Source organism: Pseudomonas sp. AC242, from assembly GCF_979258655.1.
Map to the genome: position 1 here is coordinate 2,432,707 of NZ_OZ409873.1, position 21,481 is coordinate 2,454,187.

General features: G+C 57.1%; 19 protein-coding genes and 2 pseudogenes. 13 read left to right on the forward strand and 8 right to left on the reverse strand.

Translation table 11 applies throughout. The features are described 5' to 3' along the window. Nucleotides 1-49 precede the first annotated feature (49 nt). The gene (locus tag ACZZ0A_RS11010) at nt 50-2,452 is read left to right on the forward strand and encodes a TonB-dependent receptor (protein ID WP_463543040.1); all 2,403 of its coding nucleotides are present in this window, start codon (nt 50-52) and stop codon (nt 2,450-2,452) included. 55 nt (nt 2,453-2,507) lie between these two features. On the opposite strand, the gene ACZZ0A_RS11015 is transcribed toward ACZZ0A_RS11010, so the two are convergent. The 6 genes from ACZZ0A_RS11015 to ACZZ0A_RS11040 form a co-directional block, all read right to left on the reverse strand. After that, nucleotides 2,508-3,500, reverse strand: a complete 993-nt coding sequence (locus tag ACZZ0A_RS11015) for a LacI family DNA-binding transcriptional regulator (RefSeq protein ID WP_463543041.1) — start codon at nt 3,498-3,500, stop codon at nt 2,508-2,510. 74 nt (nt 3,501-3,574) lie between these two features. Further along, a complete protein-coding gene (locus ACZZ0A_RS11020; RefSeq protein WP_463543042.1) occupies nt 3,575-5,077 on the reverse strand; it encodes a glycoside hydrolase family 32 protein in 1,503 nt (500 codons plus the stop codon). After that, nucleotides 5,074-6,219 (reverse strand): ABC transporter ATP-binding protein, encoded by a 1,146-nt coding sequence (locus tag ACZZ0A_RS11025; RefSeq protein ID WP_463543043.1) that lies wholly within the window; start codon nt 6,217-6,219, stop codon nt 5,074-5,076. Before ACZZ0A_RS11025 ends, ACZZ0A_RS11020 begins: the two co-directional genes overlap by 4 nt. Before the next feature lie 27 nt (nt 6,220-6,246). After that, entirely contained in the window at nt 6,247-7,089 is an 843-nt protein-coding gene (locus ACZZ0A_RS11030) for a carbohydrate ABC transporter permease (protein ID WP_007910217.1), read from the reverse strand. After that, nucleotides 7,086-8,048, reverse strand: coding sequence for a carbohydrate ABC transporter permease (locus ACZZ0A_RS11035; RefSeq protein ID WP_463543044.1), 963 nt, complete (start codon nt 8,046-8,048; stop codon nt 7,086-7,088). The genes ACZZ0A_RS11030 and ACZZ0A_RS11035 overlap by 4 nt, the downstream gene beginning before the upstream one ends. 21 nt (nt 8,049-8,069) lie before the next feature. Further along, nucleotides 8,070-9,344 carry an ABC transporter substrate-binding protein gene (locus tag ACZZ0A_RS11040; protein WP_007910219.1) on the reverse strand — a complete coding sequence of 425 codons (1,275 nt, stop codon included), beginning with the start codon at nt 9,342-9,344 and terminating at the stop codon, nt 8,070-8,072. Between the two features lie 166 nt (nt 9,345-9,510). On the opposite strand from ACZZ0A_RS11040, the gene ACZZ0A_RS11045 reads away from it, so the two are divergent. The 3 genes from ACZZ0A_RS11045 to ACZZ0A_RS11055 all read left to right on the forward strand — a co-directional run bounded on the left by ACZZ0A_RS11045 (nt 9,511) and on the right by ACZZ0A_RS11055 (nt 12,697). Further along, nucleotides 9,511-11,076, forward strand: coding sequence for a carbohydrate porin (locus ACZZ0A_RS11045; protein ID WP_463543045.1), 1,566 nt, complete (start codon nt 9,511-9,513; stop codon nt 11,074-11,076). Between the two features lie 93 nt (nt 11,077-11,169). Next, a complete protein-coding gene (locus tag ACZZ0A_RS11050; protein WP_463543046.1) occupies nt 11,170-11,919 on the forward strand; it encodes a hydroxypyruvate isomerase family protein in 750 nt (249 codons plus the stop codon). Nucleotides 11,920-12,268: 349 nt separating this feature from the next. Continuing rightward, nucleotides 12,269-12,697 carry a hypothetical protein gene (locus ACZZ0A_RS11055; RefSeq protein WP_007910226.1) on the forward strand — a complete coding sequence of 143 codons (429 nt, stop codon included), beginning with the start codon at nt 12,269-12,271 and terminating at the stop codon, nt 12,695-12,697. A 118-nt stretch (nt 12,698-12,815) separates the two neighbouring features. On the opposite strand, the gene ACZZ0A_RS11060 is transcribed toward ACZZ0A_RS11055, so the two are convergent. Then, complete coding sequence (locus tag ACZZ0A_RS11060; RefSeq protein ID WP_463543047.1) at nt 12,816-13,331, reverse strand: P-loop nucleotide/nucleoside kinase family protein; 516 nt, start codon at nt 13,329-13,331, stop codon at nt 12,816-12,818. 374 nt (nt 13,332-13,705) lie between these two features. Between ACZZ0A_RS11060 and ACZZ0A_RS11065 the strand changes: the two genes are divergently transcribed. The 9 genes and pseudogenes from ACZZ0A_RS11065 (at nt 13,706) to ACZZ0A_RS11105 (ending at nt 20,346) form a co-directional block, all read left to right on the forward strand. After that, nucleotides 13,706-14,629: a LysR family transcriptional regulator gene (locus ACZZ0A_RS11065; RefSeq protein WP_463543048.1), complete on the forward strand. Its 924-nt coding sequence runs from the start codon at nt 13,706-13,708 to the stop codon at nt 14,627-14,629. After that, a pseudogene (locus ACZZ0A_RS11070) lies at nt 14,622-14,969 on the forward strand (SDR family oxidoreductase); the annotation flags it as partial. The gene ACZZ0A_RS11065 and the pseudogene ACZZ0A_RS11070, both read left to right, overlap by 8 nt. Before the next feature lie 128 nt (nt 14,970-15,097). Next, nucleotides 15,098-15,997 (forward strand): DMT family transporter, encoded by a 900-nt coding sequence (locus tag ACZZ0A_RS11075; RefSeq protein WP_095118873.1) that lies wholly within the window; start codon nt 15,098-15,100, stop codon nt 15,995-15,997. Between the two features lie 178 nt (nt 15,998-16,175). Next, nucleotides 16,176-16,661 carry a P-loop nucleotide/nucleoside kinase family protein gene (locus ACZZ0A_RS11080; protein ID WP_095048959.1) on the forward strand — a complete coding sequence of 162 codons (486 nt, stop codon included), beginning with the start codon at nt 16,176-16,178 and terminating at the stop codon, nt 16,659-16,661. An 82-nt stretch (nt 16,662-16,743) separates the two neighbouring features. Beyond that, entirely contained in the window at nt 16,744-17,460 is a 717-nt protein-coding gene (locus tag ACZZ0A_RS11085) for an SDR family oxidoreductase (RefSeq protein WP_463543049.1), read from the forward strand. A 170-nt stretch (nt 17,461-17,630) separates the two neighbouring features. Continuing rightward, a pseudogene (locus tag ACZZ0A_RS11090) lies at nt 17,631-17,756 on the forward strand (helix-turn-helix domain-containing protein); the annotation flags it as partial. 13 nt (nt 17,757-17,769) lie between these two features. Next, complete coding sequence (locus ACZZ0A_RS11095; protein ID WP_463543050.1) at nt 17,770-18,156, forward strand: putative quinol monooxygenase; 387 nt, start codon at nt 17,770-17,772, stop codon at nt 18,154-18,156. A 278-nt stretch (nt 18,157-18,434) separates the two neighbouring features. Next, nucleotides 18,435-18,950, forward strand: coding sequence for a cupin domain-containing protein (locus ACZZ0A_RS11100; RefSeq protein ID WP_463543051.1), 516 nt, complete (start codon nt 18,435-18,437; stop codon nt 18,948-18,950). A gap of 337 nt (nt 18,951-19,287) precedes the next feature. Then, entirely contained in the window at nt 19,288-20,346 is a 1,059-nt protein-coding gene (locus tag ACZZ0A_RS11105; protein WP_463543052.1) for an ArsO family NAD(P)H-dependent flavin-containing monooxygenase, read from the forward strand. Nucleotides 20,347-20,512: 166 nt separating this feature from the next. Here ACZZ0A_RS11105 and ACZZ0A_RS11110 read toward each other — a convergent pair whose 3' ends face one another. After that, nucleotides 20,513-21,289 (reverse strand): SDR family NAD(P)-dependent oxidoreductase, encoded by a 777-nt coding sequence (locus ACZZ0A_RS11110; RefSeq protein WP_123375449.1) that lies wholly within the window; start codon nt 21,287-21,289, stop codon nt 20,513-20,515. Between the last annotated feature and the right edge of the window lie 192 nt (nt 21,290-21,481).

Here is a 21,481-nt window from a genome sequence, read left to right on the forward strand (position 1 = left end):
GCCTCACCGGTCATTGCAGGTAAGTGAACAAAATCGAGAGCTTCTTCCAATGCCCGCAGTATTCCCAAGTCGTTTGCGTCCGTTGTTGCAGTTGAGCCTCCTGCTGAGCCTGAGTGCCAGCCCTGTGTTGATTCAATCCAGTTGGGCCGAAGACGCCGCTCGGCGCAGTTACCAGGTGCCGGCCGGTAGTCTGAGTGCCGCGCTGACCCGCTTTGCCGGGTTGGCCGGGGTCAATCTGTCGGTCGATCCGGCGCTGGTAAGTGGCCGCAACAGCAACGGTTTGTCCGGTGAATTCGCTGTGGAGGAGGGGTTCGCTCGTTTGTTACTGGGTTCCGGTCTGCAACTGCAACCGCTGGGCGAGCAGGCCTACACACTGATTCCAGCCGCCGAGGGCAGCAGCCTGCAACTGGCGCCGACGTCGATTCTCGGTGCCACCGGTTCCAGCGATGCCGATGTGTTTGCCGGAGGCCAAGTCGCGCGGCGTGGCTCGCAGGGTTTGCTGGGGTCGAAAGACTTCATGGAAACCCCATTCAGCATGACCACCTACACCAGCGAAGCCGTGAAAAACCAGCAGGCACGCACGCTGGGCGATCTGATCGCCAGCGACCCTTCGGTGCGTGCAACCAACCCGGCCGGTGGCCGCTACGAGCAGTTCACCATCCGTGGTTTCAGCCTGTTCAACAGCGACGTGGCGTACAACGGGCTCTATGGCGTGCTGCCGACGTACACCATTGACATGGAAATGGCCGATCGCGTCGACATCCTCAAAGGCCCGAGCCAACTCATTAACGGCATCTCGCCACGGGGTAGCGTGGGCGGAGGCATCAATGTGGTGCCTAAGCGTGCCACCGACAAACCGATCACTTCGCTGACGGCCAATTACGCGTCGAACAATCAGGTCGGCGGCGCAGTGGATGTCGGCCGGCGGTTTGGCGAGGACAATCAGTTCGGCCTGCGTTTCAACGGCGTCAAACAGTCGGGTGATACCGAATGGGATCATCAAAGTGTCGACCGTGACATGGCCGTGCTCGGCCTGGATTTTCGCGGTGAGCGCTTGCGACTTTCGACCGATATCGGCCATACCGAGCGCGATACCGACGCGCCGCAGGAGCGCGTGCAGGTCGCGGCCAATGCCAAGGTTCCGAGCGCGAATAGCGTGCATCGCAATTACGCGCAACCGTGGACTCAGGCGAAAACCGAGGACACCTTCGGCACGCTCAACGCCGAGTTCGACGTCAATGACTCGGTGATGCTGTACGGCGGCGTCGGCGCGCGCAAAAGTAATCATGACTTCTTGCGCCACGCCGTTTCCGTGACCAACGATGCCGGTGATTTCAGCGTGCAACCGCGTGATTTTACCCGCGACGAGAATGTCCGGACCGCCACGGCAGGCGTGCGCAACTGGTTCCATACCGGGCCTGTGAGCCATGAGGTCAATCTCGCGGCCAGCTACTTCTACATGGATTTCGAGAACGGCGGCGCCCGCTACGCGGCCGGGCGCAGCAATCTGTATGACCCGGTGGAAATCGCCAAACCCGGTACGCCGACACGCAATGACGCCAAGGTCTACACGGAAAACCGCTTCAGCGGCGTAGCACTGTCCGACACCCTGGGCTTTTTCGACGATCGACTGTTGCTGACCCTCGGCGCTCGCTGGCAGCGGGTAAAAGTCGATGACTGGAGCGATGACATCAAAGGCGACACCGCTTACGACGAGGAAAAGATTTCGCCATCGGGCGGCATTCTGTTCAAGGCGACTGACAAGCTGTCGCTGTACGCCAACTACATGGAAGGCCTGAGCCAGGGCAAAATCGCGCCGTCGACTTCCATCAACGAAGACGAAATCTTCCCGCCGTTTATCAGCCGTCAGGTTGAAGTCGGTGCCAAGTACGATGCCGGCGCCTACGCGCTGACCGCTGCGGTGTTTCGCATCAAGCAACCGGCGTACGAAACCAACGCCACCACGCGAGTCTTCGGACCCAATGGCAAGCGCGAGAACAATGGTGTGGAGCTGAGCGTGTTCGGCGAACCGCTCAAAGGCTTCCGTTTGCTTGGCGGCGTGATGTACATCGACAGCGAATTGACCAAGACCACCAATGGCACCTTCGACGGCAATCGCGCGCCGGCGACGCCGAAATACAACGTCAATCTGGGCGCCGAGTGGGACGTGCCGACGGTGCAAGGGCTGACGCTGACAACCCGTGGCATCTATTCCAGTTCGCAGTACCTGGATCAGTCCAACGAGAAGGAAATCGATTCCTGGGAGCGCTTCGATGTGGGCACGCGCTATGCGTTCAAGGTTGACGACAAAACCATCACCTTGCGCGGGAATATCGAGAACGTGCTGGACAAGCGTTATTGGAGTTCGGCAGGGGCGTCCGATGACAGTGAACCGGGATTGACGTTGTCGACACCGAGAACCTATCTGCTTTCAGCGACGGTCGATTTCTGATTCCAATCGGCAAATCGTAAGCAATCGGGAGTGCTATCAGCGAACGGTCCAACTCTTATAGTGATGTCCTGACCACCAATGGACAGTCAACGCGCTGAGTTCCCGATATCTCAAGGGTTTCGATCAGATGCCGTGCAGCCTGGCGACCAATCTCGTAGTACGGCAGTTGCACGGTAGTCAGCGGCGGGATGAACAACTCGGCAATGCCGATCATGTTGTCGTAGCCGAGCACGGCGACATCGTCGGGAATTTTCAGGCCACGCCCCAACAACAGCTGATAGGCACAAAAGGCAATGCGGTCGTTGCCACAGATCAAAATATCGAATTGGGGACGACCATCAATGACATGCCGGTCGAGGATAGCGGCTGTTTCACTGTAGGCATCATGATCGGATAGGTCGTATTGCAGGAGCGTGTCAGGCGCCAGGCCGAATGCCTGACAGGCACGCTGCAGACCTTGTTGTCGCAGCCCCCATGCCAGACTCTGTTTCGGCAGATTGATACACAGAGGACGCTTGTAGCCGAGGCTCAACGCGTGGTCTACGGCGCGATACTGGCCCATTTCGTCGTCGGGTACATAGCTGACGAGGCGGCTGTCATCGGCCAGACAATTGGCGAGCACCAGCGGCTTGCTCTTCAAGCGCTCGGGAATGCTGACCTGGCGAAACCCCATGGCGCTGAAGATCAAGCCGTCCGGACGGTGCGACAGCATCAGGTCGATGTTCTGGTCGGTGGGCGGGTTGCTGAGCAGGTTGAGGATAAAGACATTCCAGCCGGCCTGTTGCGCGGTCTGCTCAATGGACAGCAGCAGCTCGACCGCGAAGGGCGTGGTCGCAGTGTCCAGCGCGAACACACCGATGGTTCGTGACTGGAGGTTGTCACCGCGCATCTTGCGCGCTGACAGGCTGGGTACGAATTGCAGTTCATCAATGGCACGACGCACCCGTAGAAGGGTTTCGGGGCTCAGTTTTTCCGGAGTATTGAGCGCTCGAGACACCGTCATCAGGGACACGCCGGCCAGCTGTGCAACGTCTTTCACTGAAGTCATGCGAAGTGCGGCCGGTCAGGTTGACGCAGAATCATGACACAGGGCCCGGGCTTCCGCGACCCGAATGACGCCGCTCATGACCATCCAGAAGCCAGAGGCCATGCCCTGGGAATCGAAACACGCCCGCCACTCCCGCTTGCCACCAGCTTCACACCCAGACTGTCGGAGCGCGGATAGAGGCGACTGCTGAGGCTGAAGCGGCCGTTTTCGTCGAATACCTCGATGGATGAGCGATCAAGAAACACGCGCAGTTCCAAGCGCTCTTGTGTCGGGTCTATCGCCACGCTGCGCTGGCCTGTGACTTGCGCACCCGAGCGGCTGCGATCAAGCACCAGACGCTGCAGTGATGCATCGTAATAGAGCAGGGTTTCTTCACGGCCATCGTCGCTGCAGCGCAAGGCGACTCCCAAGTGGCCGTCAGTGCAGCCGAGCAGATCCAGATGCACATGGATTTCGAGCATGTCGCCGCTTACCTCCGGCACCCAGCGGGCTCCCGACGCTTCCCACCACGGCGTACCCGGCAATTGCGCCATTCGCAGCGCGCTGAGCTCGCGTGCCGGATATACGCAAAGGCGATCGGCGCACAGTTCCAGTTCGCGTGGCAATCCGAGCATGCCGCACCAGTGATGGGCCTGGCTCGGCATCGGGCTTTCCCACATGTCCAGCCACGCCCATACGAGGCGCCGGCCATCGGCGGCCAACAGCGTTTGCGCCGCATAGAAATCGTGGCCGTTATCCAGCTCGATAAAAGGCCCGCCCGTGAAGTGCCACTGGTTATCGAGCTGGCCCACTCGATAACCAGTCTGGTATTTGTTGAGCCGGTCATAACCGTCGGCTTGCATGCCTTGTGGGGAGTACAGCAGCACATCGTGTCCATTCAGGCGAAACAGGTCCGGGCATTCCCACATATAGCCATCGCCCTCGCTGCCGGCGGACACATAGTCGAGGAATTCCCAGACGTGCAGATCCGTGGAGCGGTACAACGGCAGCAGCGGCTTGTCGCCCAGACGTGCGCCGGCAATCAGGTACCAATAACCATCGTCCTGCCAGACCTTGGGGTCACGAAAGTGCATGATGCTGTCTTGCGGCGCGCTGTCGATCACCGCGCCATGCTTGACGAAGCGGATGCCGTCGTTGCTGGTGGCCAGGCACTGAACCTGTTTGATCAAGCGCTCGTCACCCACTTCGCCCAGCCAGGTGTGCCCGGTGTAGATCAGCGCCAGGGTATCGCCACAGACCACGGCGCTACCGGAAAAACAGCCGTCGCGGTCGCAATCATCGCCGGGTGCCAGTGCAATGGGCAGGTGCTGCCAGTGCACCAGATCGGCACTCTTGGCGTGGCCCCAATACATCGGCCCCCATTTCGCGTCGAAGGGGTGATGCTGATAGAAAACGTGATACTCGCCACGGAAGTACACGACCCCGTTAGGGTCATTCATCCAGCCTGCCGGCGGGGCAATATGGTAACCGGGTCGATAATCCTCAATGACGCGGGACTGGCTGTCAGCCAAGGCGCGCTGCGCAAGGTCAAGGGTCGAAAACATTGGATCGCTCTGGGTATTCAAAGACAAGGTCATAGGGCGCGTGCTCGGATTGAGCGCAGAGAGAGGTCATCCGCCACGGATTGAATGGCGTGCGGGTGGCGCTTCAATGCCGTGCCGTCGGCGTCGAACAGGTGGATCTTGTCGATCTCCAGTTGCAGTTCGACCCGATCGCCTGTCTGCCATCCGGCGTTGACTTCACAACGACAGATCAGTGGCTCGTCCTGCCCGGTATCCAGGTGCACATAGGTTTCACTGCCGAGGTATTCGACCCCGGTCACGACGACGCCAGCGCTTCCCGGCGCCGCTTTGAGTGACAGGTGTTCCGGGCGAACGCCCAGGCTCAGCGAGGCGTCTGCCGCCAGGTTCGAGCTGTCGAAGGGCAGGGTGGTCATCCCCAAAACCGGAGTATCAACCAGGCTGGTTTCTCCCGGCGCCTGCAAGCGTGCCGGCAGGAAATTCATTCTCGGCGAACCGAGAAAACCGGCGACAAAGCGGCTGGCCGGGCGCTCATAGAGTTCGCGTGGTGAGCCGACCTGCTCTATATGGCCGCCATTGAGCACGACAATTTTGTCGGCGAGGGTCATCGCTTCCACCTGATCGTGAGTGACGTAGATCATGGTCGAGCGCAATCGGTCATGCAGTCGGGCGATTTCGTTACGCATCTGCACCCGCAAGGAAGCATCCAGATTGGACAGCGGCTCATCGAACAACAGAATGTCCGGCTCGCGCGCCATGGCCCTGCCCATGGCCACACGTTGACGCTGCCCTCCAGACAGTTCTTTTGGCTTGCGTTGCAGCAGTTTGTCCAATTGCAGGATTTGCGCAGTTTTCAGCACCCGCTCGCGCAGGCTGCTCTTTTCAGTCTTGGCCAGTTTGAGACCGAAACTGATGTTGTCGTAGACGCTCATGTGCGGGTACAGCGCATAAGACTGAAAGACCATGCCGACGCCACGTTCGCGCGGCTCCAGGTCGTTGACCCGGCGCCCGTCGATCAGCAGGTCGCCGGCGCAGATCGAATCCAGTCCGGCGATCAGCCGCAGCAGCGTCGACTTTCCGCAGCCCGAAGGACCGACGAACACCACGAATTCACCCGCAGCGATCTCCAGGTTGATGTCGCGAAGAATCCGCGCGCCGCCCAATTGTTTGTTGACGTTGTCCAGTTTCAATTTCATCACGATGCGGTTCCTTGTCTTTATTGGGCATCAACCCTTTAACGCGCCGGCAGTGAGACCGGAAACGATTCGGCGCTGGAAGATCAGCACCAGAATCACCAGTGGGACGGTGACCAGCACCGAGGCAGCCATCAACAAGCCCCAAGGCAACTCATGGGGGCTGCCGCCGGAAATCAAGGCGATGGCAACCGGCACCGTGCGTTGGCTGTCGGTGAGGGTGAACGTCAGGGCAAACAGAAACTCGTTCCACGCCGCGATGAAGGCCAGCAAACCGGTGGTGACCAGGGCGGGCCAGAGTAGCGGCAACAGCACGCGGGTCAGCGTCACCCACGGGGACGCACCATCCATGATTGCCGCTTCCTCCAGTTCATGGGGGAGTTGCCCCATGAACGTGGTCAGCACCCAGACGGTGAAGGGCAGGGTGAAAATCGTGTAGCTGAGGATCAACGCCCACGAGGTGTTGTACAGACCCAAGGCGCGGATCACTTCGAACAGTCCCGACAGCACCGCGACCTGAGGAAACATCGACACGCCAAGCACCATCATCAACACCGTGCCACGCCCACGGAATTTCACTCGGCCCAAGGCATAGGCAGCGGTCAGGCTGAGGAACAGCGCCAGGGTGACCACGCACAGCGCAACCACCAGTGAATTACCGATTGCTCGCAGGAATGAGGCCTGGTGGAGGACCGCCGCGTAATTGGAGAAGTCGGGATTTTCGATCCAGTAACTCACCTCGAACAAGGCACTGGAGGGCTTCAGCGAGGTCACGATGGCGTAGTAGAACGGGAAAACCGCATACAGCAGCAACACCCCGATCAGGCACCAGAATCCGAGGCGCAACAGCGCTTTTTTCAGCAGGCGCGGGCTCATGCGTGGACCTCCATTTGACGGCGTCCGAGGTAGAGATAAAGCATGGCGATCACAGCGACCACCAGAAACAACAGCGTCGACGCCGCGCTGCCGTAACCGACGTCCTGGAACTCCACCAAGTGCTGGCGGGCATACACCGACATGCTCATGGTGCTCGACGAGTTCGAGGTCAGCACATAGATGACGTCGAATACCCGCAGGGAATCGAGGATGCGGAAGATCGCCGCCACCAGCACTGCAGGCATCAACAGTGGCAGCGTGACGCGCCAGAACACCTTCAGCGGATGAATGCCATCGACCCGGGCCGCTTCGTAGCAATCGCTCGGCAACATCTGCAAAGCCGCCAGCATCAGCAGCGTGACGAAGGGCACGGTCTTCCAGACGTCAACAATGATCACCGCCCACATCGACAGGTCGGCATCTGCCGTCCAGGCCAGAGGTGCGTCAATCAGGCCGAGGCTGAGCATCAGGTGATTGATGATGCCGAACTGGTCGTTGAGCATCCATGACCAGATCTTCGCCGAGACAATCGTCGGAATCGCCCACGGAATCAGAGTCAACGCCCGCACCAGCGAACGGCCGGTGAACTTGATGTTCAGCAGCAACGCCACCAACAGCCCCAGGATGACTTCCAGTCCCACCGAGACCACCGTGAAATACAACGTGTTGCGCACCGCATTCCACCACTGTGGATCGACAAGGATGCCCGACCAGCCGGAACCGCTGAACAGCAGATAATTGCTCAAGCCGATGAAGGTTGCGCCACCGGTGTCGGCCAGGCTGGCGTCGGTCAGGCTGAACCAGAATGTGCGCAGCAGCGGCCAGGCTGCCACCAAGGCCAGGCAGACCAGCATTGGCGTCAGAAACAGCCAGGCAGCGCGCACCCGGCGACGTTGTACAGGCGTTTCCCTCGTGAGCAGCAGCTCGTCAAAGGGGGCATGGGTCGTAGAGACAGACATGGTGATTTCCTTCCTTGTGGCTTACCAGTTCCGGCGTTTGATGCGCGTGAGTTCGCTTTCCAGTTCGGCGAGTGCCTGATCGACCGGCAACTCGCCGGCCAGCACGCCATGCACCCGATCGAAGAACGCATTGGAGACCCGTGGATAGCGATCGGCAGTAATGGCGGCGGGGCGCATGACCCCAGCGTTGAGAATGCTGTGCAACTGAGCGTAATAAGGCATGGCCGCGAGCAACTCGGGATCTTGATACAGCGATTCGATCACCGGGTTGTAGGCGCCTTTCAGCGCTCGACGTTTTTGCTCTTGGGCACTGCTCAGGTAGCTCACCAGTTCGGCGGCAAGTTTGGGATGGGCGCTGTAACGCGAGACCGCCAGGCCCCAGCCACCGAGGGTGGAGGCATGCTCGCCGGTCTCGCCGCCGCGGGGCAGGGGAGCGACGCCGACCTTGTCTTTTACGGCACTGTCCTGGCTTTGCACCAGGGCCCAGACATAAGGCCAGTTACGCATGAACAGCGCATTGCCCGACTGGAATACGCCACGTCCTTCTTCCTCGGTGTAATTGAGCACGCCACGCGGTGAGATATCTCCGACCCAGCTTTTCGCCAGGGTCAACGCGGCTCTTGAGGCCTGACTGTTGACCACGATGTCGCCGCGTTGATTGATCAGTCCGCCTTGCGGCTGGCTGCTGATCCACTCCAGCGCATTACACGTCAGCCCTTCGTAGGCGCGCCCCTGAAAGATGTAACCCCAGGCATTGGCGTTCCCGGCGTTGCGTTCAGCCTGTTGCACATCCCTGGCAGTAGCGGTCATTTCCTCCCACGTCTGAGGAACCTGTTTGTTGTATTTCTCAAGCAAGTCTTTGCGGTAATACAGCAGCCCCGAGTCGGTGAACCACGGCATCGTCACCAGCCGTCCGTTGACCGTGGCGTTATCGATCTGCGCCTGGAAGTAGCCTTGGGTCGCGTTGGCGGGAAGCGCCTCACGCAGATCCATCAAGTGTTTGGCCAGCATCCCCGGCCAGACCATGTCGATTTGAATGATGTCGATGTCGGCGGACTGCGCACTAAGGATCTGCTGGTAGAACGACAACCTCTCGGTTGCCGAGTTAGGCGTGGAGACCACCTCGACGTTGTTGCCAGTCTGTTTCGACCATGTATCGACGGCTTCCTTGCACAGCTGCAACTCCGCACCCACCGCACCGCAAGAGATCGTCAGATCGGTTGCGTTCGACACGGATGGCAGTGCGGCAGACAGGGTGATCAATGCAACTGGCAGGAGCGATTTCAGGTGTTTCATCGAGCGTCCTTTATTTTTGTTTTTAGAAAAGTTAACGTTAACATCGCCAAATGTAGCAGCGTATTTGCGAGGAGGCATCCTTTTTTTGTCGTTTGTGACAACTCGCGACCCACGCAAAAAAGGCAACTGCGGCAACCAAAAAATAAAAACAAAACAGGGAGTCAACATGCAGAAAGGATCAAGCTGGCTACTGGTCGGCGTGCTCGGCACATCGGCAGCGGCTTCTCAGGCCGCGACGCTGGAAGAGCGCATGGCCGCGCTTGAAGCGCGTGCCAGCGCAGCGGAAAAGCGTGCAGCCACGGCCGAACAGCAGACCCAGGCACTTGCCCGGGAATTGCAGCAGATCAAATTCGCGACGCCGCCCTCGCAGTCCGTCGCGGCTAACGCAACAGCCATTTCGGCGCCGGCTCTGGATACCCGACTGGCAAAACTCGAAGCCCGTCAGCAAAGCCTGGAGAAGGAGGGCGGTGCCGGAAACCTCACCGATGGGTTCAGCTTCAACGGCTATGCGCGCTCCGGGTTGCTGGTCGACGAGGGGCTGGGTGGCGGGCGTGGCGGCCCTTATACAACGCCGGCCGGTTCGGTGGGCGGGGCAGTCGGGCGACTCGGTAACGAGGACGACACCTACATGCGTATCGACCTGTCGAAAGAGATCTATGCGCAAAACGGCACCCGTTCAAAATTCACCGTCTCCATCGCCGACGGTGTGGAAAGCTCCAATGACTGGACGGCCGACGAAAGCAAACTCAACGTACGCCAGGTGTTCGCCACGCTCGACCATGTCGCTGCATTCAAAGGCAATTCAGTCTTCGAGAACGCTACGCTGTGGGCAGGCAAGCGATTCGATAGAGATAATTTCGATATCCACTGGCTGGACTCGGACGTCGTTTACCTGGCCGGCACCGGCGGTGGAATTTACGATGTGCAGATGAACAAGCATTGGCGCTCGAATTACTCGTTGATTGGGCGTAGCTACGGGGATTTCAGTCAGGGCGGTATCAATGCCGATGTGGAAAGCTACATCCTGACCTCCAACCAGTTCTTCGAGGATGGCCAGTGGCAGTGGATGTACAACGCCATCGGCGCCAAGAAAAACGATTTTGGCACCCGCACCAATAAAGCCGGTTTGACGCCTGCGGATTCCGGTTTGCACAGCATGCTGGCCAATCACCAGAAAACCTTTTTCGGCAGGGAAGGCTTCTTCAAAACGGCGCTGCTCTATGGGCAAGGCCTGGGGGCAGAGGTCAAGAACGTCGGCTCGGATGGTGAACTGATCGACGACGCCCGCGCGCTGCGTCTGGCACTTTACGGTGAGACCCCGCTGACCTCTGACTGGCGCATCGGGCCCAGCTTGCTGGCTGAACAGTGCAAGGATAGATACGTCAAAGGTGACGACTACCGCTGGCTGACCCTCAACGTGCGCTTGGCCAACAAAATCAACAGCAACTTCGAAATGGCCTACGAAATGAGCTGGCAAACCATGAACCTCGACCCCAAAGGCTATCTACAACGTAATGCGGTCGATGGTAACTTCTGGAAATTCACGGTCGCCCCGACATTCAAACTCGACGTCGGCGATCTACTCTCGCGTCCGGAGTTGCGAGTGTTCGGCAGCTACATGAACTGGTCTTCGGATCTGGACAGGTTCAGTACTAACGACTCCTTTGGCATGTCCGACTTCCAGGCGGGAGGGGTGTGGCAATACGGTATCCAGATGGAAACCTGGTTTTAATTGTTGAACGCACTTGCGATAGTGCAGTGCTGGAGCGGCAAAGGATGCTCCAGGCTAATGATGTCGTTTCTTCCCAGGATGGATGATTACCCAATGCTCAAGTTCAATGCTCATCTCGGCTTCCAATTCAATGAATTGCCTTTTCTACAACGCATCGAAGCCGCCGCAGCCGCCGGTTTCCGGGCAGTGGAGTTCCCGTCACCGTACGAATTCGACGCCAGTCTGCTTGCCGACCATCTAGCCCAATACAGTTTGCCGTTGATTCAGTTCGCCGCCCCGGCTGGCGTGACCAAAGGCATCGCTGCGTTACAGGGCAGGGGAGAGGAGTTTCGTGACGGGTTGCTCCAGGCCGCCCGCTACGCAAAGACCTTGGCGTGTGCGGATGTCCACATCATGTCGGGCGTTACCACGCAGAATGACGCTGAGCGAACCTACGCGGGCAACCTGGAATATGCGGTCAAGTACATGGAAGACCAGGGGCTGCGGCCGCTGATCGAAGTGATCAGCGCGGAGGCGATGCCGGGTTATTACATGTCTGACTTCAACAAGGCGCAACAGGTACTGGAGACCTTCCCGAGTGTCGGGCTGATTCTTGATCTTTACCATGCGCAGCTTTTGACCGGAGATGCAGCCGATGTGCTGGCGCGTTTCTATGACAGAACCGTGCATGTGCAAATAGCCGATTGCCCGGGTCGTCACGAGCCGGGAACGGGGAGTATCGACTTTGCTGCCTTGTTCGCGGCGCTGGAGCAGCGCGGCTACGCAGGATGGATCGGGTGTGAGTACCGTCCTTCTGTATCTACCGTTGCGAGTCTTGACTGGATCAAGCAGCTGAGTGTTTAGGTTCCAGGCGAAAATCTTTGAGTCGCTGATGTGGGCACAATCGCCGCCATCAAAGGCAGAAGCCCTTGATGGCCGAGCGAGACGAACTCATCGATATCAGCTCCGTTGCGAGCGCTTCTTTCATAGATGATCAGATGGACTCAACAAACGTTCGGGGGCTGTCGAGTGTCCGGTTATGGCCAAAATCTACCGTTCCTCACCGGCAGCTATGGGCGATTGCGGCCTTGGTGACCGGCAGCAATGGGCCAATAGCTGACCGCCCGCATGCTCCCCCTCGAAGGACTCCTGATCTATAGTCACTGAAGAATCCATAGGACGCGGTGAAATTCAACTTGCAGGGAGCGTATGAATGACTCGATTGCAAACACTCAAGTTGATTCAGATAGCCATTGCCCTTCCAGCCTATACCGTACCTTCAAGCACTACATTCGCCTTCACTCTTTGGTTCACCATCACCTCGACGATCAACCTCTTCACCTCACAATCCTTTTCTGGTTGGGGGGTGATCATGTTGTGGCTTCTGCTGTCGCTGTTCTCGCAATGGGCATGCTGGAGCATTTTTTCCGACTCGCTGGAGGACAGCCCCTCTGTGCAACACCTGCCACTACTTTTACTTGGGGTATTGTTAACACTGATTTTAGGTTTGAGTGCCTGGGTCCTTTTTCACATAGGCCTAATCTGGCTTATGTGCGGTACACAAGGCATTGCAGCCGGCGTACTTTTGACAATCAGTTGTGTGAGAAAAAGACGTCAAACTGGCGACATGCTCAGTGAGTGAGTTCATCAGGGTGTCGGCCCTTTGCTGAGAGTGGAGGCGTAAAGCAGCCGTTCTCGACCACCAGTGTTCGGCCAAAAGCGGCAAGCGTCTGCTGATCGCACCTTGCTAAGTAGAGCTTTTAGCTGGCGCTACTCCTCGGAAAAAATCGTTTAGTGATCATTGCCACTGCCTCCGCCGGGGACGTCAAGGCTGTGTCTATATCAAAGGGAGCGTCATCCCACGGCTCATATTCATGATCCAATACAGATTGCCAGGTCGGGGGCGACAGACCAGGAATATCAATCTTCCTGGTCTCTACCCGTCGCTGGTGTTCATATTTATCAGAGCAAACCACCTGGATATTCACTAATGGAGTACCAGAGCGAATAGCGATCTCGCTCCACGCGTTTCGGCTTTCGATTACTGGGTTAACACAGTCGACTATGACAGTACTGCCAAAGCGAAGATTGCTCAGAGCAAGCTCATTAGCGACCATATAACCGCTCCGCCCCACGTCTTGTGCCAGAGCACCGGAGTTTCGGATAGCCTGCTCAATCGTATCGATCCGCAGATACACCGCCCTTGTTCTGGTGGCAAGGTCACTTGCTATAGTCGTTTTTCCAGTACCTGGAAGGCCGCTAAAGACAATAAGCATTCTATGTCCTTCGATTATTGAGTCGACCCAGTCTAGGCCAATACCTGCCGAAGCCAATGTCCGCTTTTGGCCGATTGCCGTCCACGAGCATCAATTTCGAGCAACCTATAAGTTACCCTCGATCAAAAGTGATCGCAGGGCATTTGCTTACCTGCTGGATCCTCGATGGTGCGTGTTGACCTTTCTATTAGTGGCTACCCTTGAGTAACTAATTCACGCGCAGTGGCGCTTGGTATCTTCGTTAACGATACCTCCCAACCCAACACGCGATTGGCGCATGGGTACACAGCTCGCTAAGGTCATGATTCGTTTTTGATCCTGCCCGCAAACCGGGCGGGCGCAAAGACGTCACTATCACCTTCAGCGGAACCGACATGCGATATCGACGCCTCGACCTTAATCTGTTGGTTGCGCTGGACGCCTTGTTGAGCGAATGCAGTGTCAGCCGGGCGGCCGAGCGTCTGTGCCTGGGACAGTCAGCTGCCAGTTCGGCACTGGGCCGCTTGCGTGAACATTTCAATGACCCGTTACTGGTGCAAGTCGGGCGCCGCCTGGAACCCACAGCGCTGGGTCTGGAATTGCTGCCAAAGGTACGTGCTGCGCTGGCACTGACCCGGGAGATCGTCGATGCACCCCTGAATTTTGACCCGGCGAACTGCGACCGACACATCACTCTGGTAGCCTCCGATTACGTCGCCGATGTGCTGCTTCCAACCGTCAGCCGTGTATTGGCGCGTATCGCTCCGGGTATTCGCTTGAGCCTGCGTGACATGCCTGTCCCGCGCGACGGTGATGTCGTCAGCGAAGCGCTCGATTATCGGCGCAGTGATTGCGTAATCGTGCCGCAGCGACGGTTGAACCCGGCCTATCCCCATGTGCCGCTCATGACGGACCAGCTCTGTTGTATCGTCTGCGCCCAGCAGCCAGAGTTTACCGAGCAACTGAGCATGGCCGACTATCGCGCCGCAGCGCATGTGGTGCGCGAGTTTGCCGACGGGCACAACCTGGCGATGGATGCCATGCACCTGCATGAACTCGGCATTGAGCGACAAGTGGCCGTGACCGTTGAAAGCTTTGTGCTGATGCCGCAATTCATTGTCGGTACCGCACGCATTGCCACGGTGTTTCGACGACAGGCGCAACGCTTCGCTCAGCGTTATCCGTTGCGCGTCCACCCGGCGCCGTTGGCTTTTCCCGAGGCCGTTCAAGTCTTGCAATGGCATCCCTATCAAGAGCATGACCCGGCAATGCAATGGTTTCGCGGCCTGCTGCTGGAACAGGCCGCGTTACTCGATTGATCCTGCCATGGTGGGTCAGGAACTGCTGGCGCTTGATGACCAGACGCCAAACCTGCGAGAACTCCTGAAACAGGTTGCACAACCTTTGGGATTAAAGTCTCCCAAGCATCACATTTCACTTCGATTGCTGAAGCTGCTACTGAGTATTCCTCCCGTCGCGTGGTTCTTGAATTCAAAACCCGAAGCCCTGGATTTTATCCAGACCACTCGTTTTAATACGGCGGCGGTTGAACAATTTGCCAACATGCACGGAATAGCCAAACCGGATATACGTCAGTCTCTGCAGCACACTGCCATGTTCGTCAACTCGTATTGCATCGCCAAAGGCCAGGCCCTCTGACCGTTGGCGACATGACGGCGAATAGCACTCTATCGGGATTAGTCGGCTGCTCGTGTCCTCAAACTTTGCGCCGTCGATACAGGGCGGCTTTCTATCGAACCACCATTCAGCGACAGGGATCGTCATCCATGCAATCGACTTTCAGGAAAGGCGTCATATTTGCACTCTCCGCTGCGGCACTGAACGCAACGATCGGGGTACTCAGCAAAATACTCATGAGTAATGGTTTCACCTCTACCAGTGTTGCTGTCATCAAGACCGTACTGGGTTGCGTGCTTCTCTCGATTCTGTTGTTTTTCCTCAAGCGCCCGGCGACATCGACCAAATGGACGCAGGCGGCTGTCTGCGCGTTTCTTGGCATCTTTGTGCTGTTCCATTTCGAAACGTCCGCCTATCGACACTACGCTGCGGCAGGTGTGGTGGTGGTGCTGATGGCCAGCGCCTCAATTTCCTCGATCATTCTGGGGCGCATTTTCCTCAAGGACGCGATCACCGCGAACGCTACTGTTGGCGCCACACTGGCTATCGCCGGAATCTCGGTAATCTTCGGCGGCGACCTGCAGCAGGGCTTTACACTGCAAGGTGCTGCGCTCGCCGCCGTGGCCGGTTCCGGCTATGGAGCCTTTTCGGTGGCCATGAAGCGTATGGGGGTGTCGGGAGGACTGCACTTCACCCGCCAATTGCTGTTCTTTGGCAGCCTGTACTTGCTGATGCCGGCTGCCGCCGATGGTTTTGTAATAGGCGAGTTGTCGCCGATGGCGATCGCCGCGCTGCTGGCGTTGGCCACGCTGCCGACAATCCTGGGCTTCTTCTGCACGACCAAGGCCATCGAGTATCTCAAGCCATCCCAAGTACAAGCGCTGGAATTGACCGAGCCACTGTTTGCCGCGCTGCTGGCGTTTGTGGCGCTCAATGAAGTACCGCGCGAAAGCCTCTACGCGGGAGCGGTGCTGATCATAGTCGGCCTGTGTTTCTCCAATGAACTCATACGCTTGGGCAGCAAAGCTTCCGTCCCTTCGACCGAGTGAGGCTATTTCGGATCCTTATTACGTGTGGTCCAAGAAGAATACGATGAAGAGAAAAGCAAGAAAGGCTGAAGTTCTGGCTGGAAAAACCGGGCCCAGTCCAAAGCTGACAGTGGAGGGTATGCGGTTGCTTCGATGCTTTCAATGAAGATCATCAGAACTCGACAAGGAGACGTCCCCCATGACCAAACCAATGCTTCATTTGATGTCAGGCAAGATTGCATCCGGTAAATCGACGTTGGCCAAGGCCTTGGCGTCTGAACGGTCGGCTATTTTGATGAGTGAGGATTATTGGCTCTCAAGGCTTTACCCTGATCAGATCCAATCAGTGGCCGATTACGTGAGGCTTGCGCGTCAGATTCGGGCACTGGTGGGCCCGCTTGTCATCGATGTGCTGAAGGCTGGCGTGACTGTGGTTCTGGATTTCCCGGCCAACACGCCAGAGGATCGGCTGTGGTTACGCGGTCTGGCTGACGCTGCCGAAATTCCCCACTGTTTCCACTACATCGAAGTGGATGATGAGACCTGTCGGGGCAGGCTACATCGGCGCAATGGCCGCGCCGAGCATGAGTTTACAGCAAGCGACGCTGAGTTTGATTTGATAACGAGCTACTTTCGTGCTCCAGATACGAATGAGGGGATACGGATTGAAATTCACCGATACTGAAGGGCGGTCATATTGCTTGGAGTGAGTTATCTGGAACGTCTACTTCTGGCGGCGCAGGTGATCGTTGATGAGAGGGGTAACCATGAACAACAGCAGAACTGCACTGGTCACTGGTGCAACCAAAGGAATCGGTTTCGCACTCAGTACTCAGTTGAATCAGTCAGGGTGGAATGTGGTCGGCATCGCCAGGCATCCGGTTGATGATTTTCCCGGGAAGCTGCTGCTCTGTGATTTAAGTGATGCTCAGCAAACGAGGGAAATGCTTGAGAAACTCCTGGAGCGGACCTCTATTGATGCCGTCGTCAATAACGCAGGCGTTGCGTCTCCGCAAAGCCTGGAAACGCTTGAACTCGAAACACTCCAAAACGTTTTTGACCTGAATGTCAGAGCCTCGGTACAAATCACCCAGGCTTGTCTGCCGTCTCTCAAGCGATCTTCTGCAGGACGCATCGTGAATGTCTGCAGCCGTGCCATTTTTGGAGCCCGGGACAGAACCGCTTACTCTGCCGCAAAAAGTGCATTGGTGGGGGTCACGCGTACGTGGGCACTTGAGTTGGCGCCCATTGGCATTACGGTCAATGCCGTCGCCCCGGGCCCTATAGACACCGAGCTTTTCCGAAACAACCGACCCGTGGGAAGTGAGGGTGAGCGTCAGATACTGTCCACGATTCCGATGCAAAGACTGGGAACGCCATCAGAAGTGGCCTCGCTGATTACCTTCCTGCTGAGCGAGGGGGCATCCTTCGTAACGGGCCAAGTGATCAGCGTCGATGGCGGAGGGAGTCTCGGTGGCAAATAGCGATACGAGGCCGATTTCCAGCCTTCGTTCCCGATCATGGAATTCAACTGATGAGTCTGATGCGACAGTTTAATGAGGGAAATTCATCAAAATACGCTGATGTGATCCGTAGAATCACCTGACGTGGTCGCTCGTCCGGCTTCCATCCCGAATTCAAGTTGTGAGGCCTCATGAATGTAAGCCGCGCCAACCTCGCAGACTTTGTCTATTTTCTCGCCATTACCCGCCATCAAAGCTTTAATCGCGCAGGCAAAGAGGTGGGCATCAGCGCCTCCGCCTTGAGCCACACAATGAAGAGGGGGAAACCTGATGGGTAAACGTTTATTAGGAGTGGTGGCATTGGCTGGATTACTGGCAGGACAAGCGCTGGCCGCCGAGGAAAATGGCTTGGTGGTGCGCATCGCGCAACTCGAAATCGATCCTGCACAGGTTGCGGCCTATCAAGCCGCAGTCAAGGAAGAGATCACAGAGTCGACTCGAACAGAGCCGGGCGTCATATCAATCTACGCCGTCGCCGAAGTCGACCGCCCGAACTGGTTTCATTTCTTCGAAATCTACGCCAGCGATTCGGCATACCGAAGCCATATCGAATCGCCGCACTTCAAAAAGTACGCAGCCACAACCAAGTCGATGATTGTGTCGAAGCGCTTGATTGAAACCGCGCCAATCGAGCTAGGCCCCCGGCCTGCGCCGTAACAGGCCAGTTCGAAAGAGATTTGCGCGCTGGGCAGCGCTGGTTTTTTAAATGGAGGAAAGCGATGAAAAATTTGATGGTGATGGCGATCTGATGAGGTTTTGCATTGAGGGTAGGGCGGCTCCGTCATGATTGCTTGGAGATACCAGCGGCGTAGTGAATTTCAAAAGTAGTGGCACGAGCATGGACCTTTATTCACTAGAAATCATGTTTAACTACACTAAATGGTCGTTTAGTCGAGTTAACGTAAAATAGCATCATATTCGACGGAGAAGAGACCATGATCAAGGGTGAAGCCAAAGTTGGATACATTATTAGAACGCTGGATCTGCAGCCTCACCTCGAAGGTGGCTATTTCCGCAGAACCTATCAAGCCGATCATCGCGACCCACTCGAAACCCCCAGCGGTCCACGGTATCTGATGACCTCGATTTACTATCTGCTCGATCAACGATCACCGGTGGGCCAGTTTCATTTCAATCGATCCGACATCCTGCATTATTTCCACCTGGGCGACGCCATTGAGTACAGCCTGATTCATGCTGACGGCTCGTTGCAGACATTGGTGATGGGCGCCGACATCCTGGCAGGACAGCTTTTGCAATTACACGTACCGGGTGGACTATGGAAAGCTTCGCGGTTGCTCGAAGGCGAAAACGGATTTGGGCTGATCAGCGAAGCCGTTTCGCCAGGATTTGATTTTGCCGATATGGAAATGGGTAATCGGCAGAAACTCACGCAACAATTTCCACAGCATCGAACGCTGATTGAAAAGCTGACGCGTGATGAGGGTTGAGCGCCGTCGAATTCAAGGAAAAGCAGTGGATCGGATTCAGGTCGATTCTGTAGGTTGAAATCCACTGTGCAACCGGGCTGATCTCGTAACATCTTGTTACGTGTAATGTATATTATGTTAAGTCATGTCAATTGATCCATATAAAGACAGTAAGTCCCGCTAAACCATGAACACCGAATCTCATCGCAGCGATCGTCTCGGCTGGCTGCGCGCTGCCGTTCTGGGAGTATCACTGTTCCGGGCTGTGGTTTAGAACGCCTCCGCTTGAGCAACATCAACAAACGTCCGCTTCAAATGGATTAACTTAACCTGAACCTCGCTGACCCAAGGATTCCTCATGCCTGCCGAAGTGGATGTCGCGATTATTGGCGGTGGCCAGTCCGCACTCGCCGTGGCTTACTTCCTGCGCCGTACCGGGCGTTCCTTTGTGATTATTGATGCCGAAGCAGCACCGGGTGGCGCGTGGCGACATGGCTGGGATTCCCTGCGACTGTTTTCACCGTCGACCTCGAGCTCCATCGCCGGTTGGATGATGCCTCCGGTCACTGACGGTTACCCCAGTCGCGACAACGTAGTCGATTACCTGCGTCAGTATGAGCAACGCTACCAATTTCCTGTCGAACGGCCCTACTGGGTCAACGCTATTGAACGTCGGGGCAATCACCTCAACGTAAAAGCCCAAGGTCGCAGTTGGCTGGCCCGTACCGTGGTCAGCGCGACCGGCACCTGGCGCCATCCTTACCTGCCGCATTACCCCGGCAGCGAAACCTTTACCGGCCAGCAATTGCATTCGGCCCACTACGTTAACGCCAAACCGTTTGCCGGAAAAAAAGTCCTGGTGGTAGGTGGTGGCAATTCCGGTGCACAGATCCTCGCTGAAGTCTCGCAAGTGGCCGATGCCACCTGGGTCACTCCGCAGCCGCCAGAGTTTCTTGCCGATGACGTTGATGGACGTGTGCTCTTCGAACGCGCCACCGAGCGCTGGAAAGCGCAGCTGGCCGGCATGGTCATTGAAAACCCGGTTGGCGGCCTGGGCGATATCGTGATGGTGCCGCCAGTTGTCGAGGCTCGGGAGCGCGGCGTGTTGCACGCGGTTCGGCCGTTCCTGCGCTTCACCGAGACCGGCGTGACTTGGGCTGATGGCTCACAAACGCCGGTCGACGCGGTGATCTGGTGCACCGGCTTCCGCCCTGCCCTCGGCTATCTGGAATCACTGGGCGTGTGCTCCGCCGACGGGCGCGTGGCCGTCAAAGGTACGCATTCGATTCAGGAACCGCGTTTGTGGCTGGTGGGTTATGGCGACTGGACTGGCGCCGCTTCCGCGACACTGATCGGCGTGACCCGAACGGCGCGCAGTACCGTTGAGGAAATTGAGCGTTTTTTGCTGGACCAGTGAGTCGGCGCACCGCAGCTAAGGCAACGCTGATTGACATCAATATCAACGTCCTTTAGCAGCACTTCTGTGCGGGAGACGCAAAATGAGCGTCGACGCACGACCTGATCAGGCGATATCCCTAAAATCCCTCAAGCTCGTTGAGATCCCTATCAGGAACTAAAAAGTCTTAATCAGCTTTGTTCTCGACCAGACAATTGCCTCCATCCACTACGAGCAGCTCACCGGTGATGTAACTCGCTTCGGGTGAAGCCAGGAATACAACGGCTGCAGCCACTTCGTCTGGTCGCCCCGCTCTCCCGAGAGGCGTAGAACGTGCGGCTTTGACTTCATCAGGCGTGCTCGACCCTGTAGCTATCCAACCAGGGGCAACTGAATTCACAGTGATACCTTGATGAGCAACCTCAAGAGCTAGACTCATGTTCATTCCTACCATTCCCGCCTTTGCAGCACTATAAGCAGCCTCCCCTGGATTACTGGCCCGTGTGCCGGTAGTTGAGCTGATGTTCACTATGCGGCCATAGCCTCTCGCTCGCATCCCAGGCAACACCCCTTGGGTTAACAGAAACGCAGTTGTCAGATTTCTAGCGATGGAAAGATTCCAGCTTTCGAGGCTCGTACTCGTGAATTCGGAGAACTGTTCTGGACTCCCTTGCATCGCCATACCGGCATTATTTACAAGAATATCGATGCGGCCCCAGGCGGCCTCAGCCCAAGCGACGAATTCACTCACCTGAGTTTCCTGAGTCAAGTCGACCGGTCGACCCACTGCTTCGAAGCCGGCGGCACGTAACTCCGCAACCCGCTCATTGATGCGTGCGCTGCTTGCCGTGACGATCAACTTGGCCCCTTGAGCCCCAAGACGATGGGCAATGGCCATACCGATTCCAAGCTCACTGCCCGCTCCACTCACAAGTGCCACTTGATCTGCCCAGGTTGAATTCATCATCGTTGCCTCTGTTGAAGGTTTGCGAAGCACACGAGGCTTGCGACTGCCGCGCGACGAAATGTTTATGCATCAAGGCATGATTCGGGCTTTGAAGGTAACCATTCGAACGGGGAATGAATCCTCAAACAACGAAGTGCCAGGCTCCCACTATAGCGCTACCCTCTTCTATTCCGAGCGCGACCGAATCGT